Annotated in this window: 11 protein-coding genes; all 11 read right to left on the bottom strand. The window is 63.6% G+C overall.

Going from position 1 to position 18,188, the window contains the following annotated elements; translation table 11 throughout:
• Window positions 1-48 precede the first annotated feature (48 nt).
• The 11 genes from HMPREF0178_RS06005 to HMPREF0178_RS05955 all read right to left on the bottom strand — a co-directional run bounded on the left by HMPREF0178_RS06005 (window position 49) and on the right by HMPREF0178_RS05955 (window position 18,108).
• Complete coding sequence (locus HMPREF0178_RS06005) at window positions 49-1,374, bottom strand: NCS2 family permease (RefSeq protein WP_009379878.1); 1,326 nt, start codon at window positions 1,372-1,374, stop codon at window positions 49-51.
• Window positions 1,375-1,486: 112 nt separating this feature from the next.
• A complete protein-coding gene (gene xdhC / locus HMPREF0178_RS06000) occupies window positions 1,487-2,017 on the bottom strand; it encodes a xanthine dehydrogenase iron sulfur-binding subunit XdhC (RefSeq protein ID WP_009379877.1) in 531 nt (176 codons plus the stop codon).
• A complete protein-coding gene (gene xdhB, locus HMPREF0178_RS05995) occupies window positions 2,011-2,910 on the bottom strand; it encodes a xanthine dehydrogenase subunit XdhB (protein WP_009379876.1) in 900 nt (299 codons plus the stop codon). Before xdhB ends, xdhC begins: the two co-directional genes overlap by 7 nt.
• A 340-nt stretch (window positions 2,911-3,250) precedes the next feature.
• Window positions 3,251-5,584 carry a xanthine dehydrogenase subunit XdhA gene (gene xdhA / locus HMPREF0178_RS05990; RefSeq protein ID WP_009379875.1) on the bottom strand — a complete coding sequence of 778 codons (2,334 nt, stop codon included), beginning with the start codon at window positions 5,582-5,584 and terminating at the stop codon, window positions 3,251-3,253.
• 49 nt (window positions 5,585-5,633) lie between these two features.
• Complete coding sequence (gene yqeB, locus HMPREF0178_RS05985; RefSeq protein WP_009379874.1) at window positions 5,634-6,509, bottom strand: selenium-dependent molybdenum cofactor biosynthesis protein YqeB; 876 nt, start codon at window positions 6,507-6,509, stop codon at window positions 5,634-5,636.
• 313 nt (window positions 6,510-6,822) lie between these two features.
• On the bottom strand, window positions 6,823-10,131 hold the full coding sequence (gene ygfK, locus HMPREF0178_RS05980) for a putative selenate reductase subunit YgfK (protein ID WP_009379873.1): 3,309 nt from the start codon (window positions 10,129-10,131) through the stop codon (window positions 6,823-6,825).
• A 117-nt stretch (window positions 10,132-10,248) separates the two neighbouring features.
• Entirely contained in the window at window positions 10,249-11,619 is a 1,371-nt protein-coding gene (gene hydA / locus HMPREF0178_RS05975; RefSeq protein WP_009379872.1) for a dihydropyrimidinase, read from the bottom strand.
• A gap of 25 nt (window positions 11,620-11,644) precedes the next feature.
• A complete protein-coding gene (locus tag HMPREF0178_RS05970; protein ID WP_009379871.1) occupies window positions 11,645-12,916 on the bottom strand; it encodes an amidohydrolase family protein in 1,272 nt (423 codons plus the stop codon).
• Between the two features lie 76 nt (window positions 12,917-12,992).
• A complete protein-coding gene (gene xdh / locus HMPREF0178_RS05965; protein WP_009379870.1) occupies window positions 12,993-15,572 on the bottom strand; it encodes a selenium-dependent xanthine dehydrogenase in 2,580 nt (859 codons plus the stop codon).
• Window positions 15,573-15,936: 364 nt separating this feature from the next.
• Window positions 15,937-17,133 (bottom strand): knotted carbamoyltransferase YgeW, encoded by a 1,197-nt coding sequence (gene ygeW, locus HMPREF0178_RS05960; protein WP_009379869.1) that lies wholly within the window; start codon window positions 17,131-17,133, stop codon window positions 15,937-15,939.
• A 12-nt stretch (window positions 17,134-17,145) separates the two neighbouring features.
• Window positions 17,146-18,108 (bottom strand): carbamate kinase, encoded by a 963-nt coding sequence (locus HMPREF0178_RS05955; RefSeq protein WP_005028783.1) that lies wholly within the window; start codon window positions 18,106-18,108, stop codon window positions 17,146-17,148.
• Between the last annotated feature and the right edge of the window lie 80 nt (window positions 18,109-18,188).

Here is an 18,188-nt window from a genome sequence, read left to right as displayed (position 1 = left end):
TTTCTCCAGAAAGTTTCCCCCTCCCCCTCTCCAATATCCCTTTTGTCCCTAACTCCGCATGGCGAAGTTGATGACGAACATGGCGGTGATGATCCACATGAAGAGGCTCACTTCGCGGGCACGGCCGGAAAGGAGCTTCACGGCGGCGTAGCTGACGAAGCCGAACCCGAAACCGCTGGCGATGCTGTAGGTCAGCGGCATCATGATGATGGTCATGAAGGCCGGGAAGCCTTCGGTAAAGTCGTTGAAGTCGATGTTCATCACTTCCATCATCATAAGCGCGCCCACGATGAGCAGCGCCGGGGCCGTGGCGAAAGCGGGCACAAGGCCGATGAGCGGGGCGAACACCAGAGAGGCGGCGAACAGGACCGCCACGGTCAACGCGGTCAGGCCGGTGCGGCCGCCCTGCGAAATGCCCGCGGCGCTTTCCACGTAGCTGGTGACGGTGGACGTACCGAGGAAGCTGCTGACCACCGTACCGACGGAGTCGGTGACCAGCGCCTTGTCGAGGTTCTCGATGTGGCCCTTGTCATCCATCAGCCGGGCTTTGCGGGAGAGGCCGATGAGCGTCCCCATGTTGTCGAACAGCTCGACGATGGTGAAGGTGAAGATGATCGAAATGATGCCGTACTTGAGCGCGCCCATGATGTCGAGCTGCATGAACGTGGGGGCGAGGCTCGGGAGGGAGAAACTCATAACGCTGTCGATCCCGGAAGGGGCCGGGGATACGCCGAATACCATGCCGAGCACGGCGGTCACAAGGATGCCGATGAGCAGGCTCCCCTGGACGTTACGGGCCATGAGCCCCGCCGTGAGCATGAGGCCGCAACAGGCCAGCAGCGGGCCGGGTTGGGTGACATGGCCGAGGGCGACCACTGTAGCGTCGTTCTTTACCACGATGCCCGCGTTCTGGAGCCCGATGAAGGCGATGAACATGCCGATGCCGACGACGATGGCATACTTGAGGTTCATGGGCACGGCATCAATGAGCAGCTGGCGGACGTGCGTAACCGTCAGCAGCAGGAACACGATGCCGGAGAAGAACACCGCACCGAGGGCCACGGTCCAGTGCAGGCCGAGGACGCCGCAGACGTAGTAGGCGAAGAAGGCGTTCAACCCCATGCCGGGAGCCACGGCCACAGGGAAATTGGCCCAGAGGCCCATGGCGGCGCTGCCGATGACCGCGGACCAGACGGTTGCGGCAATGGCGGCTTCCTTGGGGATACCCGCGTCCGCGAGGATGCTCGGATTGACGAAAATGATGTAAGCCATAGCGACGAAGGTGGTCAGGCCGGCGAGGATTTCCGTTTTGACGGTCGTTCCTTTTTCGCTCAGCTTGAAAACCCGTTCCAGTATGCCTTTTGTCTGGGCCATGGGCGTTCCCCGGTGGTTGAATGGTTTCGGATGATTCCCCCTAAAACAGACAACCCCTGTACATGGGAATCATGGACAGGGCAAGTCTGCTGAAAAACACGGCTGATTTTGCTCAGCTTTGATGATGGTGGCATGGCCCGTCCGGCTTGCGGAGACAGGCACAGGTGTTTTGCGGCGGCGTGTCGTTGAGGCAGCTTTCCACGGCGGCGATGATGGCGTCGTAGCCCGTGCAGCGGCAGAGGTTCCCGGCGTGCCCTCGGCGGATTTCCTCGCGGGTAACGGACTGGCCTTTGTGTTTTTCGATGAAGGCCGTACTGCTCATGACGAGGCCGGGCGTGCAGAAGCCGCACTGGACGGCCCCGGCGTCCACATAGGCTTGCTGGACGCGGGAAAGCCGGTTGCCCTTGGCTTCGCCCTCGGCGGTGCGGATCGTTTTGCCGTCCGCCCAGACAGCAAGAAAAATACAGGAATCCACAGGGGTATTGTCGACGAGCACGGTGCACGCGCCGCATTCGCCCACGCCGCAGCCTTGTTTGGAGCTGGTCAGGCCTTCGGCGCGCAGGACTTCGAGCAGCGAGGCGCGGACGTCAAAGGAAAGTTCCCGTGCCTTGCCGTTGACGGTGCAGCGTATGGTTTTCAGCATGAGGCGGCCTCCTGAAGTTCGACGGCGCGGACGACGCACCGGGCAATGACGCGTTCCGCTAGCGTGCGGATGATGTGCATACGGAAATCCCGGTTGGCGCGCCACGAGGTTCTGGGCTGCACGTCCGCTTCCACGGCGGCGCTGATCGCGTCGAGGGTGGCGGGCAGATCTTCGGGCGTCGCGGAGCGGCCCAGAGCGGCGGCTTCGGCGCTGGGGCAGCGCACCGGGATCGGCGCGGATACGGAATAGGCCAGCCGGATGCCCGAAATGACCGTCCCGTCAAGTCTGACGGCCGCCGCGCAGCCGATGGTGGCGATGTCCATGGCTTCGCGCATGGCGTATTTGTGGTACGCCGCGCCCCAGCCCAGCCAGTCTTCAGGCCGGAACTCCACGGAAAGGAGCACTTCATCCCGCTTGAGGGCGACCCTGCCGGGCCCGGTATGGAAGCCGAGGGCGGGGATGGTCCGTTCTCCCTCCGCTCCTCTGATATTGAGGTAGCCGTTCAGGGCGAGGACGGGTGCGCAGGTGTCCGCCGAGACGGCCCCGTTGCAGAGGTTGCCGCCGATGGTGCCCATGTTGCGGATCTGCGGCCCGGCGACGCTGGCGGCGGATTCCCCGAGCATGGGGATGCATTCGCGGATGATGGGGGATTCCTCGAGATCGGTAAAGCTGGCCCCCGAGCCCACGCGCACGGTGCCGTCCGCCTCGCGGGTGATGGGTTTCAGTTCGGGCAGGTCATGGATATCCACGAGCCGGGAGAAGCCTTCGAATTCCCGCAGCTTGATGAGCACGTCCGTGCCGCCCGCGATGAGGCGGGCTTCGGGATCTTCTCCGAGCAGCCGGATAGCGTCGCTCACGGACTCCGCTTTTTGGTAGGATTGTATGTCGAACATGGGTGATCCTTTGGGTTGAGGATACCCGGGGGAGAGGGCTTTTTCAAAAAAGCTCCCTCCCCCGGACCCCCTCCCGCAAAACGTCGACTGGCGGGGAGGGGACACGGAAGGAGTTCAGGGAAGGATATGCCGGGAAAAAGCCCTATCCTCTTTTTTTCAAATGAACCGTCTTCGCTCAAATGTTGCTCGGGGTTTGTTTTCCGGTCGGCCCATCATTTCATCGCCGCCCTGAAGCCCGCATACGAAAATCTTTGGTGGATGAGGGGAGGGGAAAAGGCCCCTTTTTGCGGAATCCCCATAAAGGGGACAAGCGGGGCATTCTCCCCCCCCCGATAGTTTTCTATCCCTTGACCAATCCAGCCTTCACGAATTCCTCGAACAGCAGCTTCGGCGTCATGGGGATGGCGTTGACGGCGACGCCGGTCGCGTCGAGGACGGCGTTGCGGAGCGCTGGGGCCGGACTGATGAGCGGCGGCTCGCCGAGCGACTTGTTGCCGTATACGCCTGAGGGTTCCTGCGTTTCCACAAACGCGCAGTCCAGATCCGGAATGTCGCAGGTTGTGGGGAATTTGTAGTCCAGCAGGTTGTTGTTGTGCACGCGTCCGGTGGCGGGATCGACGAGCAGTTCCTCATAGAGCGCCCAGCCGATGCCCATGCCCATGCCGCCGTGCACCTGCCCCGTGGCGAGCGCGGGATTGATGATCACCCCGGCGTCGTGCACGTTCAGGATGTGCGTGATGCGGACCTTGCACAGCTCGATGTCCACTTCCACTTCGGCAAAGCAGCCGCCGAAGGAGGGGGGATTCTGGCGCGTCTTGAAGGATGCCTCTGCGGAGAGCTGTCCGCCGCGATCCTTGTTGTAGAAAGAATCCATCGCCAAATCGTGCAGCGTGACCACGACGCTTTCGGCATTGCGGACAAAGACCACGGCATCGCCCTGCGCGGTCGGCGCGATGGTCAGGGCGGCGGGCGTGTGTCCGGTCATTTCGGCGGCATAGCCGAGGAGCTTCCGGCGCAGCTCGTCCGCGACGGCGTGCACGGCGGGGGCGCAGGTGTAGGTCTGGCGGGAGGCGTAGGCCCCGGGATCCCACGGCGTGATGTCCGTGTCCTGCGTGGAGATGACGTGGATGTTTTCATAAGCGACGCCGAGCGTTTCCGAAACCATCTGGGCAAAGGCGGTGTCCGCGCCCTGTCCGATTTCCGTCGCCCCGGTCATGAGGTTCACCGTGCCGTCCTGATTCAGGATGAGGCGGGCGCTGCCCGGTTCCACATTGGCGGGATAGGTCCCCGAACCATAGCTGAACGCGGACACGCCGACCCCGCGCCGCAACGGCCTGCCCGTGCGGACGGCTTCTTCATTGAAGGCTTTGCAGGCGGCCTTGCGTTCGTCCCACCGGAACCTTTCACGGCCTTCCTCAAGGCAGTCGCTGATGCCGAGCGTGGCGACCGGCTTGCCGTTGAGCGGAGATATGTCGCCGTTGCGCCCGGTGTTCTTCAGGCGGAAATCCAGCGGGTCCATGCCGAGCGCGCGGGCCGTATCGTCCATGAGGCATTCGATGGCATAGGCGGTCTGGGGAGAGCCGTAGCCCCGGCAGGCCCCTCCTACGGGAATATTGCTGTAAAAGGTCTTGGCTGAAAAACGGTACGTGGCGTGCGGGTAGACGTAGCAGACCTTGGAACCGCCCGCCGCCGCGATGGAGTGCCCGTGCGAGGCGTAGGCCCCGGTGTTGGAGAGCACGTCGAGGCCGTAGCCGAGGAGCTTGCCGTCCTTTGTGGCCCCGGCCCGCGCCGTCATGGCAAAGGCGTGGCGCACGCGGGTGCAGAGCATACATTCCTCGCGGGTCAATTCCATGCTCACGGGCGCGCCGTCGAGCTTCATGGTCAGGAAGGCCACGATGGGCTCCAGCACCACATCCTGTTTGTTGCCGAACCCGCCGCCGATGTAGGGCTTGATGACCCGGACGGACGACCACGGGATGCCGAGCGCCTGTCCGACCACGCGGCGGCAGATGTGCGGGATCTGCGTGGAGCTGACGATCACGATATGCCGCATGTCGTCCATGTAGGCGTAGGCCGTCTGGTTTTCCAGATGGCAATGCTGCATGGTCGGCGTGCGGTAGGCGCCCTCAACCACCACGTCGGCGGCCGCAAGGGCCTCGTCGAGCGTGCCGTTGCATTCGAGGGTGTGCTGCTTGAGCAGGTTGCCGTCGGGATTCACTGAGGGCTGGAGCACGGGCGCACCGGGAGCCAGCGCCGTTTCCGCCGAGGTCATGACCGGAAGGGGTTCATATTCGACTTTGACCAGATGGGCGGCCTTGCGGGCGGTGAGGCCGTCGCGGGCCACGACCACGGCCACTTCGTCGCCGTAATAGCGGACGTGCTTGGTCAGCAGAAGGCGGTCGGCCACGTCTCCATGCGACGGGTCCATGGAGTAGGGATGTCCGGCTGTGGGGAAGAGGAAGCCCGGCACGTCATCGGCGGTGAAGACGGCCTCGACGCCGGGCAGGGCCAGCGCTTCAGAGGCATCGATGGAAAGGACCATACCGTGGGCGATGGTGCTGTGCACATAGGCGGCGTGCCGCATACCCGGCAGGCCCATATCGTCGGTATACCGGGCCCGCCCCGTCACTTTGGCTTCGGCATCCAGCCGTTGTTTGGATTGTCCGATTGCCATGCCGCTTCTCCTGTTCTTCTGGTGTGAAATGGTTCGCTTGTGGCGTTGTTTACGCTGTGGGCACGTTCTTGTCCACAGGGCAGTGGAGGATGCCCCTGCGGATGTAGCAGGGGCGGTTGAAGCGTCCGAGGATGGCTTCCAGTATGCCGCCGCCGATGGCAAAGGCCTTGTCCGAGACGTGGTGGCAAGCCGTGTTGTCGCGCGGATCCACGTCGCCGACTTTGATCCGATCCGTAACGGGCGTTCCCGAGCGCAAAAGGCCACGGATAACGCCGCTGATAACAGTGCGGATTTCCTTGGATACGCCGTTGGCCTCAACGGTGGCGACGATATCGCCGGCTTTGACGTGGTCGCCGATGTCGTGGCGGCTGAGAAAAATGCCGGTCTGCGGAGCGCGCAGCACACGCTCGGTGGTCATGCCCACGATGTCGCCGGGAATGCCGGTATCGGGCTCCGCGCTGCCTGCGTAGAGGACCCGTCCGAGGTTGTGCCCCCGGTTGGTTTCGACGATGCAGTGGACATTTTCGCCCACGGTGAAGCCGGGCCCCACGCCGATGACGAGAGGCGCATCGGTGATGCCGACGCCGACGTTCCGTTTGGCGAGCGTGGCTTCAATGATGACTTCGGGGCGGAGGCGGGGGATGCTGACGCCCTGCGGATCGACCATGACCGGGATGCAGCCGGCGTCCCAGAGCGGGGCGATTTCTTCGGGCCGGGGAGCGAGGGCCGCCGTAATGCCTTCCACCGTGCAAAGGCCCTCATAGACTGCTTCGGAAAAGGCCACCCTGCGCCTTACGGCCATTGGATGCGCCGTTTCCAGAATGATCAGGCGCCGGAAGCCGGAACGATAGAGCCTGAGCGCGATGCCCGTGGCGATGTCCCCGCCGCCGCGGAGAAGAATGGCGAACTGTTGGTATTGGTACATGCTGCAACTCCTGCTGCCCGAAGAAGGGGTTTTCCCCGAACTATATACGCAGTGGCATGATGACACAACTAGACCTTGGGTTCCGGTCGGCAGCATTCTCGGCTATTTCATAGCGTGTTCGTTGTAGAAACAAGAAAAATCAATAAAAACATATTATTGAATCTATAAAATTTTCTTTGTGCCGGGTGGATTTTTTAGCCGGTGCAGTGCTGGAGCAAGGGGGTTGCGGGTGACGGGGTTCCATGATGCGGAAGAACCCGCAGCATCCGGGGGGAGGAGCGGAGCCCCGGATGCCGCGGGCCTGTGGAGGAGCCTATTTGTGCTTCGGCCCGGCGAAAGGCTGCTTGCGGGCCAACAGGCGGAAGAGGGTGACGGCCTCCACCGCGCCGGACAGGGCGGCCTCCTTGACGTCGTCGTTCAGCGTAACCTTGGTGGCGCAGAGGGTTCCGCCGTCGAGATGGGCGATGAGGGCATCGCTTTCGAAGACGAAGCCGTTCTTTTCCGCAGCCAGCGAGAAGGCCTTGCCGCCGCGCTTGCCTTCCAGCCGGGCCGGACTGGCGAGCCGGTAGCCGTCCGGGGCGTTGTCGAAGGATTCGCGGGACAGGTGGATACGGGGCTTGTCCCGGTACGGCGCACCCGCCGAAGGGCAGAAGGTGGCGCAGTTGCCGCATTCGTTACAGGCGTCGGCAATATTGACTATCTGGTAACTTTGTTCGAGCCGCCGGTTGGAGAGCGTTTCCACGCGCACGCCGTTGCCGTCGCGTACCGCAACCTGCACGGGATGCGGCATGGGCAGGGAGAGCAGGGCGACGTTGGCCCGGTTGGGGCAGACCGTGGTGCAGACGTTGCAGACCAGGTCGCACTGGAGGCAACGGCGGGATTCGTCCATAGCCTCCTCTTCGGTGAGGGTACGGATGGCGGGATCGAAATCCAGCCTGTTTTCCGGGCTGCGTTCCGGCAGGGCCGGGCCCATGACGCGGGTGGCCTGCCGGATGCGCAATCCGTCGAGATCCGGCCTCCGTTCGTCGGACGGCGTGGCTGTGGCCGCCTGTGCGGACAGGCCGAGGCGGGCAAGGATGGTTTCGGCGGCATGGCGTCCGTCGGCCACGGCGTTGATCAGGGTCGATGCGCCGCGCACGGCGTCACCGCCCGCGAACACGTTCGGCAGCGATGTCTGGCTGGTATGGGGATCGGCCTTAAGCGTCATCGCGTCGGGCAGAAAGCCGGCCTTCACCCGCTGCCCGATGGACACGATGAGCGTATCCGCGTCCAGTGTGAAGGCCTCATCCGTGGGAACGGGGCGGGGACGCCCGCCGTCGGGATCGGGGACCAGCCGCATCCGGCGGCAGCGCAGGCCGGAAACGCGGCCTCCATCGGCAAGGACTTCCTCAGGGGCGCACAGTTCCACGATGCGAACGCCTTCATCCAGTGCGGCTTCGATTTCTTCGATGTCAGCGGGCATTTCCTTGCGGGTGCGGCGGTAGGCGATGGTCACGCTGCCGTCTTCCCCCACGAGTCGTCTGGCGGCCCGGGCGCAGTCCATTGCGGAATTCCCCGCCCCGATGACGATGGCGTGGGAGCCGATGCCCGTGGGCTCGCACCGGCGTACGGCGGAGAGGAACGAAAGCTGATCCAGAACTCCGGCGGCATCTTCGCCGGGGATACCGAGGGGCAGGCTTTCCTGCGCGCCCACCGCGATATAGACGGCGTCGTTTTCCTCGGCCAGCGTGTCGAACAGGGCGGCGTCCACGGGCGTATCCTTATGGAGCCGCACGCCCAGCTCGAGGATGGCGTCGATGTCGCGGCGCAGGCTGTCTCCGGTCAGGCGGAACGCGGGGATCGCGTCGCCCGCCATGCCGCCGAGCACCGGCTTTTCTTCGTACAGGTGCACCTCCACGCCCTGTGCGGCGAGGAAGCGGGCGCAGGACAGCCCGGCCGGGCCCGCCCCGATGACGGCGGCGCGCTTCCCGGTTTGGGCGGCGGGAACGCCGGAAGCGGCTTCGGCCATTTTTTCGGCCACGAAGCGCTTGACCTCGCGGATCATGAGCGGCTTGTCGTAATTGATGCGGGTACACCGGCTCTGGCACTGATGGTTGCAGGCCATGCCCTGAACGTTCGGGAACGGGTTGGTGGCGGTGATGACCCGCCACGCCAGCTCGAAATCGCCCCGGGCCACGGCGTCGAGATACCGGGGGATGTCCTGTTCCGCCGGACAGCCCGACATGCAGGGCGCGGCGGCGCAGTCGAAGCGCGGGAGCGGGCGTTCTGTCTTGACCGAAACGTAGGGGAACCGTTCCTTGTGGTAGCGGCTGTGCTTGCCGAGGACAGCCGCCGCATAGCTGACGAGGTTGGCGAAACCGGGATTGCCGGCGATCGGCGATCGGCTCTTTTCCCATTCGGCTATGGTGTGGGCCCCGGCCTTGCGCATTTCGGCGCGCAGCGTGTCGAGGTACTGGTGCAGCCGCCCGTAGCCGCCGGGCTTGAGGATGTCGGAGGACATGGTGATCGGACGGAGGCCACAGGCCAACGTGTCCGCCACGTTGAACGTATCCACCCCGGCGGAGAAGGCGATGTCCAGCTTCCCGTCGAATTCCTGCTGCAACCGTTCGGCAAGGTTGATGCTGATGGGGTGCAGGGATCTGCCGCTCATGTACACCATGCCTTCGCTGCGGGGCAGGTTCTGCTTTTCGTTTGTGGTTTCGAGCGTGTTGGTCAGCTTGAGCCCGAAGGCCACGCCCGCCGTTTCTGCGGCTGCGGCGAGGTTGCGGATGATGGCCACGCCGTCGTTGTATTTGAGGTCATGTCCGAAGGCTTCGTCGGGAACGCATACGTCATAGCCGAGCTGCGTATTCAGAATGTCGCGCAGGCGTTCTGGGCCGAGCAGGGTGGGGTTCAGCTTGATGGTCGTGTGGTACCTGCGTTCGGTGATGAAATAGCGGCCGATGCTTTCCACTTCGTCGGGCGGGCAGCCGTGCATGGTGGAGACCGTCAGGTTATCGGAGAGGCGGGCCGGAATGGGCATCTTCTCGATGGCGGGGTAGAGCTGGGCCAGCTCGGCCTTGATCCGCTTCACGTCTTCCTCCGCGTTTTCCATACGGTCGAGGAAACGCTGCACGGCGGGACTCTTGATGCCTTCAAGGTTGTATCCTGCGCTCATGTTGAAGATGAAACCGGGCCCCTTGCCGGGGGCGGCCTCCACGGGCAGGTTGAGCATGTCGCGCAGTACATACAGCAGCACGAAAGCCTTGAGGTACTCCTCGAAGGAATGATCCAGCTTCAGTTCCTGCGACCATTCGCAATTGTAGCCCTCGTCGGCCATGTCGATGCAGGGCTTGGCGACGTTCAGCTCGTCGAGCACCTGCACTGTCTTGAGTTCGATATACCGAGCGCCGCACAGCCACGCGGACAGGATATTCTGGGCAAGCTGCGTATGCGGACCGGCGGCCACGCCGAGAGGGGTTTCCAGCACCTTGCCGTAGCGTTCCATGCGGAACGGATCATCAGGCTTCGGCATAAAGAAAAGCTCCCGGCCGATGCCGAACAGCTGCTTGTTCGGCAGGTCGTGCTGCATCCAGCGGAGCAGCGTTGCGGCGTCCAGCGGTGTGAAGCGATCGGTATGCATGTATGTGTCTCCTTGGAAGTATGTGGAAACTGGAGAGGAATGGGCATCGGAAAAGAAGGGCTTTCGCGCGCCGCCCGCACCTGCGTGTGGCGAGAGCCATTTCGTTTTGAAATGACTCTACAGCGTCCTTGGAACGAACCTTCCCTGTCCTGCATACCCGGAGAGCTGCCTGCCGAAAATGATAGGTTCGCCGCGCAGCCAGACATGGCGGGGCCAGCCGCGCACGACCATGCCCTCATACGGGGTGCAGTCCACCTTTTGATGAAGATTCCGGGTTTTGATCAGCCGCTCATCCGTGGGATCGATGACCACAATGTCCGCGTCCGCGCCGGGTTCGAGGCGTCCTTTGGAGGCCAGCCCCATGATCCGGGCCGGAGACGTGGACACCACGTCCACGAAACGCGGCAGCGTCAGACGCCCGTGCAGCACGCCTTCGCTGAACAGCAGAGGGATGCGCGTTTCGACTCCGGGAACGCCGCCGGGACAATCCAGCACGCTTTCCTTCCCGCGTTCCCGTTTCTGGGCCAGCGAGAAGGAACAGTGATCGGTAGCGGCAACCGAGATGCTGCCGTCCGCGAGGCCCTCCCAGAGCGCGGCGCGATCCGCCTTCGTCCGCAGGGGCGGGGCCATGATGTACTTGGGGCCGTCCCGTTCGGCATAGGCGGACTCGTCGAGCAGAAGGTACTGCGGGCAGGTTTCGGCAATGACCGGCTGCCCGGCCTTCTGCGCCTCGCGGATGCAGGCCAGACCTTCCGCCGTGGACAGGTGCACGATGTACACGGGGGCTTCCGCCGTTTTCGCCAGCTTCAGAATCCGGTTGACGGCTTCGGCCTCGCACCGGGCCGGGCGGCTCCGGGGATGGCTCATGGGATCGCGCGGCGCTTCGCGGCGCAGTTTGTCCCCCAGAAAACGGGTGATGGCGTGGTTTTCGCAATGGACGGCGAGCAGGCCGCCCGCATCCCTGAGCGCGGCGAGAACCTGCAGCAGCCCTTCGTCATCCAGCCTGCCGTCATAGGTGGTGTAGGCCTTGAGCGTGGGAAATCCCTGCGCCACGACCTCGGGAATCCGGGCAAGGACGTCGTCGTCCACATGTTGGAACACGCCGTGCAAGGCATAGTCCGTGTGGCAGCGGCCGTCCGCCTGCTCCAGATACGCGGTGGGCTGATGGGGCAGATCGCATCCCTGTGGGCCGAAGCCCGGGTGTTCCACGATGGTCGTGGTGCCGCCCCATGCCGCCGCCAGCGTTCCGGCTTCGAAACCGTCGGAGACGTGCGCGCCGCCCGCCGTCAGGTTGACGTGGGTATGGGCGTCGATCCCGCCGGGCATGACCACGCAGCCGGACACATCCACGATTTCCGTTCCTTCAGGCTGCTGGGTTTCGTGCAGCCGTTCGCCGAGTTCCAGAATCCGGTCGTCTTCAATCAGGATGTCCGTGTTGAAGACGCCGTCCGCGCGTGCGACCAGTCCGCCGGTAATAAGCATACGCATGGTGAGCCTGTTTCCCTTTGATGGTTTACAGCAGGGCCCAGAGGCGGCGGGCCTGCTCGTTGGCGTAGGCGAGGATGTCGTCCTCATCCATGCTGGCGAGCCTGCCGTGATCCACGATGAGCCTGCCTTGGCTGATGACGGACTCCACGTTGCGGGCGTCGAAGGCATAACAGAAGTGCCCGGGGAAGTTGTCCTGCGTCAGCGGCGTGGGGGAATCGTAGTTGAGGATGACCAGATTGTTCGCCCCGCCGCCCGGCGCATTGTGGCCTTGGATGTGCGCGTGTACGGCGCGGAGGCGCTGGTAGGCCGCCAGGGGAGACATGCCGCCTTCGGCGAGCCCGGCGATGAAATAGGAGGACTGCGCGCTGCGGATCATGTCGCTGTGCATACCGTCCGTGCCGAGCATGACGCGCGGGAAATCGTTGTAGCGTCCGAGCCCGACGTTGTTGTTGAGGTTGCTTTCGGTGTTCTGCACGACCCAGCAGGGCGAAGTGCGGATAAGGTCACGCTCTTCCGCATCAAGATGGACGCAATGCCCGAGGATGGACAGAGGCAGATCAAGCACGCCCGCGTCCGAGAGGCGGCGCACGACGCTCTTGCCGTAGGTACGGGCGCAGTGTTCCTGATCCTCGATGCCTTCGGCGACATGGATGTGTACGCCCGTCTTGTGCTTGCGGGCGAGATCCACGGCGCGCCCAAGCAGGTCGTCGTCCACCGTGAAGGAGGCGTGCAGCCCGACGTGGCCCTTGCGCCCGGAGGACAGGAAGGCGTCGGTTTCGGCAAGGCCCTTTTCCTTGATGCCCTCGCCGTCGCGGCAGGAGATTTCATAGCAGAGCAGGTGTCCGAGGCCCACGCGGTCCAGCGCCTTGGCGATGGTTTCGAGGCTGCCGTCCAGATGGAAGGGCGAGGCATGGTGATCGATGACGAAGGTTACGCCGTTCTTGGCACAGTATAGACCGGTAACGAGGGCGCTGGCCTCGATCATGTCGTGGTCGAGCTTTTTGTCCATGCGCCACCAGACGTATTCGAGCACCTCAAGGAAGTTGGTCGGCGTCTTGGGTGCGGGAGGCATACCGCGTGCGAGGGCCGAGTAGATATGGTGGTGCCCGCAGCCGAAGGAGGGCATGACGAGGCGGCCCGTGCAATCCAGTACGGTGTCTTCCGGCGGACACTCCACAGGCGCGTGGGCATCAAACTCCATCCCGCCGAACGGACCTTCTTCAACTTTGATCGTCGTGGTCGTCGCCTTGAATGTTTCCGGGTCGATCCATGTGGCGTTGCGCAGGTACAGGCTCATTGTCGGCTCCTTTGGGAGTAGGGGATATGATGGATAATCAAGGGAGGGGACGGCAGCCCCTTGCCCGTCGGAAGCGCTACCTCTTCTTGCGCACGGGCAGTTCCCGCCTTCTCACGCCGTCCACAAGATACAGGGCGTTGACGATGGCGGGCGCGGTGGGAATGCAGGCGATTTCCCCGATGCCCTTGGCCCCGCACGGCCCCTCGGGATCGGGGACTTCCACGGCGATGACCTCTATTTCCGGCACGTCCACCGAGCGGAGCAGGCCGCAGGCGTTGAGCCTGCCGGAGGTCAGATAGCCGTCCTTGACCGGGATGCTTTCGGTCAGGGCATAGCCCATGCCCATGACCACGCCGCCCTGTACCTGCCCTTCATAGAGCGGGCGGTTGACGACGCGGCCCGAGTCGTGCGCGGCGATGATCTTTTCAATCCCGCCTTCCTCGTCCATGAATACCACATGCGTGGCAAAGCTGTAGGAAACGTGGTTGCGGATTTCACCCGGCGCGCCCTGCCCGGAAGTCTGTCCTGCCGAGTCGTAATGTCCCTTGTAGAAACGGCCCACGAGACGGTCGAGGCGTCCGCCGTACTTGTCCAGATCGCCGCGAAGCTGCCGGGCGGCGTTGACCACGGCGTGCCCAAGCTGGAACGTGCCCCGGCTGGCGGTGGTGCTGCCTGCGAAAGCCCCGTGTTCGGTGGACGCGGTCATGTCGATGGCGACATCAGGGCCGAGTTCCGCCACCTCGCACAGCATCTGCCGTGCTACCGTGTTGATGCCCTGTCCCATCTCCGTCCAGCCATGATGCAGGACGAGCCGCGCGCCCGCCGGCTGTTCCGGGGCCGGGTGCACTTCAAGGTAACAATCGCAGGGCTCGGGGATGCCGTTGCCGATGCCGGAATTCTTGATGGCGCAGGCGATGCCCGCCCGCGGGTGGCTGCGGAAGGCGTCGCGCACCGCGAGCAGGGTTTCGCGCAGGGCCGTGCCTTCGCCGAGCACCTGCCCGGTGGTGACCATGCGGCCCGGGGCCACGGCGTTGTCATAGCGAAATTGCCAGCGGTCGAAGCCGCCCTTTTCGCACAGCTCGTCGATGAGGCATTCCATAGCGAAATTCGACTGGTTGACCCCGAACCCCCGGAACGCGCCCGCCGGAAGGTTATTCGTGAATACCGCCTTCACATGCACGTCCACGGAGGGGATGTGATAGACGCTGGTGGCATGGGTGCCGGTGCGGGTGACGACCGGGCCGCCCGCCGAGGCGTACGCGCCGGTATCCGCGATGATACGGACCTTGGCGGCCTGCAGGATTCCCTTTTCGTCGCAGCCGATGACGTAATGGAGCTTCATGCCGTGGCGCTTGGGGTGCATACGGATGGATTCGGGCCGGGAGAGCCGAACCTTGACCGGACGCCCGAGCAGATACGCGGCGAGCGCGGCATGGGGCTGGCAGGTGAAGTCCTCCTTGCCGCCGAACGCGCCGCCGGAGTCGGCCAGCGTGACCGTGACCTTGGGCGTGGGGACATGGAGCAGGGCGGCTATATCGGTCTTGTCGTGCCAGATACCTTGCGACTGGACATAGAGGCGTACCCCGCCCGCTTCGGGAACGGCCAGCGCCGCTTCGGGCTCGATGAAGGCGTGCTCGACGGCCTGAGTCCGATATGTGGCCTCGGCGGTGAAGGCGCAGCGGGCCAATGCCTCGTCCACGGGCTCGCCGCGCCGGATGGTCTTGTCGAGCAGGATATTGCCGTTTTCGTGGATATGGATGGGCGAGGTTTCAGCCTCCTCCATGTCGAGGAGCGGCGTCAGAATCTCATAATCGGCCTTGACGCAGGCCGCCGCAGCACGGGCTTCGGCCTCGGTTTCCGCGACCACGCAGGCCAACGCGTCGCCGATGTAACGGGTGACTTCGCCAACCTTGATATAGACGGGCCAGTCCTTGGCGTAAAGGCCGAGCACACGCTCGCCGGGGATGTCGTCGGCGGTCAGGATGCGGACGACGCCGGGCATGTCCGCCGCTTCATCCGTATGGATGGCAAGCACGCGGGCCCGGGGATGCTCGCTGAAGACGATGGCTCCGTGCGCCATGCCGGGCGCGTCAATGTCGTTGACGAAGGGGCGGGTTCCGACAGCCCGTTCGTAGCCGCCGTACTTGGGCCAGCCCGATCCGAGGCGCGGGTTGTCGTCGGGTTCGGGAATGTTCCCTTCCGGTAATAATGTTGCGGCATCGAGGATGGCGTCCACAAGCTTGACGTAGCCGGTACAGCGGCACAGATGCGGGCGGACGGCCTTGACGACTTCTTCCCGGGTGGGGTTTGGATTGGTTTGCAGGAGTACCTTGGCCCGCATGAGGAAACCGGGAGTACAGAAACCGCACTGCACGGCTCCCCGGTTGACGAACGCCATGCCGAGCGTCCGCCTGAGCGTTTCCGGCAGGCCTTCGAGTGTGACAACGTCGCCGTCGGTTACCTTGCTCATGGGGGTGGAGCAGGCGAGGCACGCCTTACCGTCCAGTTCCACAAGGCAGGCTCCGCAGGCCGCCTGACCGGAGCAGCCGTCCTTGGCCGCCGTGAGGTGGCGGTCATTGCGGAGATAGGAAAGGAGCGAAACGGCTGGATCGCCGTCATACGTCGTGGCCTGCCCGTTGAGTCTGAACGCGATCATGGCATCTCTCCTGCAAGGCACCGGATTGTGCGGGGGGGAACCTTCTGAAGAACGCTTCCCTTCCCGCGCCCTCTCCTCTCCAAAGGCTTTTGACTGGCGGGGAGGAGACACATCGGGAGTTTTCTTTCTACTTATGGTTTATACGGCTTTGTCCGCACTCCGCAAAGTGAAACTTTTCAGGGGCGGGTTGTGACGCCGTGACAGCTTGTTCATTGTTCTTTCCACGTTTCTTTCCATACAACGGAACTCCCGTTCGCGGCCTCCCTGCCAGTCAAAGTTTTGCGGGAGGGGAGCGAGCCGCTCTGGCAGGTCCGGGGGAGGGGCTTTTTCAAGAAGTTCCCTCTCCCGTGCCTTCATTCTTCCCTTACAAGCAACGCTGACCGCCCTTTTCGAGCAGATCGAGGAGCAGATCCGCAGGGTTGCGCTTGCGGGCGAGGGTGATCATCGCGGCGATGATATAGGGCTTGTAGCTGGCTTCCTTGTACAGCGGCACGCGGTAGCGGTCGAACACGCTGGCGGCTACTTCACCCTCGGCGCAGGATACGCCGGAAATATCGGCGGGCAGGCAGTGCATGTACAGCGCTTCGCCATTGCGGGTGGAGGCCATCAGCGCCTCAGTGCACTCCCAATCCTTATGGTTGGCGTTCTGGGCCAGCAGTTCCTTTTCGAGCTTTTTGATGCCGTCCATGTCGCCCGCGCCGTAGAGATCGGTGCGCTGCTGCATGGCCGCGAAGGGCGCCCAGCTCTTGGGGTACACGATGTCCGCGCCCGCGAAGGCTTCGGCCATATCGTTCGTCCTCGCGAACGAACCGCCGGTCGCGGCGGCGTTGCGGCGGGCCACTTCCTCGACGCCGCCCATGACTTCATAGCCTTCGGGATGCGCCAGCACGACGTCCATGCCGAAACGGGTCATCAGGCCGATGACGCCCTGCGGCACGGAGAGGGGTTTGCCGTAGGAGGGCGAATAGGCCCAGCTCATGGCGATCTTCTTGCCCTTGAGCTTTTCCAATCCTCCGAAATGGTTGATGATGTGCAGCATGTCAGCCATGCACTGGGTGGGGTGGTCGATGTCGCACTGGAGGTTGACCAGCGTGGGCCGCTGTTCCAGCACGCCATCGCGGTAGCCTTCCTGCACCGCTTCGGAAACCGTGTGCATGTAGGCGTTGCCCTTGCCGATGTACATGTCGTCGCGTATGCCGATGACGTCGGCCATGAAGGAAATCATGTTCGCGGTTTCGCGCACGGTTTCGCCGTGGGCAATCTGCGATTTGCCTTCGTCGAGATCCTGCACTTCAAGGCCGAGCAGGTTGCAGGCGCTGGCGAAGCTGAACCGGGTACGCGTGGAGTTGTCGCGGAACAGGGAGATGCCGAGCCCGGAATCGAACATCCGGCAAGAGATGTTGGCTTCCCGCAGGCCGCGCAGGATTTCCGCCACAAGGAAGGTCGCGGCGATTTCGTCGTCGGTCTTCTCCCACGTCAGGAAGAAGTCGTTCATGTACATGCGGCGGTAATCGCGCTTGGCGAGGCTGCTGATCAGTTTGCGGATGCGGATCTTGTCCATGAGGTACTCCTGTTACTCTTTGGTAATATGTGTGCCCGCTCCCTTCGTGAGCGCGGCGTTGAGATATTCGGGACTGGTGATGACGACTTCCGAGCCGCCGTTGCGGATGAAATCCACGGCGGCCTTGATTTTGGGGCCCATGCTTCCGGCGGGGAAGTGCCCCTCGGCGAGATAGCGTTCCATTTCGGAGACGGGGACGTTGTGCAGCGGGCGTTGCATAGGGGTTCCATAGTTGAGCGCGACGCTTTCGACGCCCGTGGAGATGGCGAGCATGTCCGCGCCGAGCTGCGTCGCCAGCAGGGACGAGGCGAGATCCTTGTCTATGACCGCGTCCACCCCGAAGAGCCCTTCGGGCATACGGACCACCGGGATGCCCCCACCGCCTACGGCGACGACGTTGAACCCGGAGTCGAGCAGGTTCTTTATGGCGTCCAGTTCAATGATTTCGCAAGGCTTGGGCGAAGGGACCACGCGCCGCCAGCCGCGGTTGGCGTCCGGCTTGAGTATCCAGTCGGGATGCTGTTGGTGCAGCTCCGCGAGCTGATCCTCGGCGTAGAATTCGCCCACGAACTTGTCTGGATCGCTGAAACCGGGATCGGCGATGTCCACGCGGACCTGTGTGACCAGCGAAACCGTCCGTCCCGTCTTGTCCGTAAGGCCGCGCCGCTTGAGCACGTTGTCGAGCGATTGCTGAATCTGGTAGCCGATGGCGCCTTGCGTGTCCGCGACGCAGCTTACCAGCGGGACGATGTGCATCCCCGCGACCGCGCGGGCGATTTCCGAGCGCAGCATGATGAAGCCCACCTGCGGACCGTTGCCGTGGGTAATCAGCACCTGCCAGCCCTGTTGGATGACGTCGGCGATGTGTTCCATCGTCTCGCACAGCGCGAGGTACTGGTCTTCGACGCTTTGCTTGTCGCGGTGCTTGATGAGGGAGTTGCCCCCAATGGCGATGACCGCAAGTTTCCGGCTCATGGCGTGGCTCCTGATGAGGAAGGGAAGCGGGGGAGGGGAGAAGGAACCCTTCTGGAGAAGGGCTTCCTTCTCCCCTCCCC

Origin of the sequence: Bilophila sp. 4_1_30 (assembly GCF_000224655.1) — a bacterium.
In the GTDB taxonomy this organism is placed as follows: Bacteria; Desulfobacterota; Desulfovibrionia; order Desulfovibrionales; family Desulfovibrionaceae; genus Bilophila; species Bilophila wadsworthia.
This window is presented reverse-complemented; position numbering and strand designations above follow the sequence as displayed.

Excerpts from the sequence above, each read along its gene's own strand:
- hydA (WP_009379872.1), bottom strand. The coding sequence starts at position 11,619 with ATGCGTATGCTTATTACCGGCGGACTGGTCGCACGCGCGGACGGCGTC.
- xdhA (WP_009379875.1), bottom strand. The coding sequence starts at position 5,584 with ATGGCAATCGGACAATCCAAACAACGGCTGGATGCCGAAGCCAAAGTG.
- HMPREF0178_RS06005 (WP_009379878.1), bottom strand. The coding sequence starts at position 1,374 with ATGGCCCAGACAAAAGGCATACTGGAACGGGTTTTCAAGCTGAGCGAA.
- xdh (WP_009379870.1), bottom strand. The coding sequence starts at position 15,572 with ATGATCGCGTTCAGACTCAACGGGCAGGCCACGACGTATGACGGCGAT.
- ygfK (WP_009379873.1), bottom strand. The coding sequence starts at position 10,131 with ATGCATACCGATCGCTTCACACCGCTGGACGCCGCAACGCTGCTCCGC.
- yqeB (WP_009379874.1), bottom strand. The coding sequence starts at position 6,509 with ATGTACCAATACCAACAGTTCGCCATTCTTCTCCGCGGCGGCGGGGAC.
- xdhB (WP_009379876.1), bottom strand. The coding sequence starts at position 2,910 with ATGTTCGACATACAATCCTACCAAAAAGCGGAGTCCGTGAGCGACGCT.
- ygeW (WP_009379869.1), bottom strand. The coding sequence starts at position 17,133 with ATGGACAAGATCCGCATCCGCAAACTGATCAGCAGCCTCGCCAAGCGC.
- HMPREF0178_RS05970 (WP_009379871.1), bottom strand. The coding sequence starts at position 12,916 with ATGAGCCTGTACCTGCGCAACGCCACATGGATCGACCCGGAAACATTC.
- HMPREF0178_RS05955 (WP_005028783.1), bottom strand. The coding sequence starts at position 18,108 with ATGAGCCGGAAACTTGCGGTCATCGCCATTGGGGGCAACTCCCTCATC.
- xdhC (WP_009379877.1), bottom strand. The coding sequence starts at position 2,017 with ATGCTGAAAACCATACGCTGCACCGTCAACGGCAAGGCACGGGAACTT.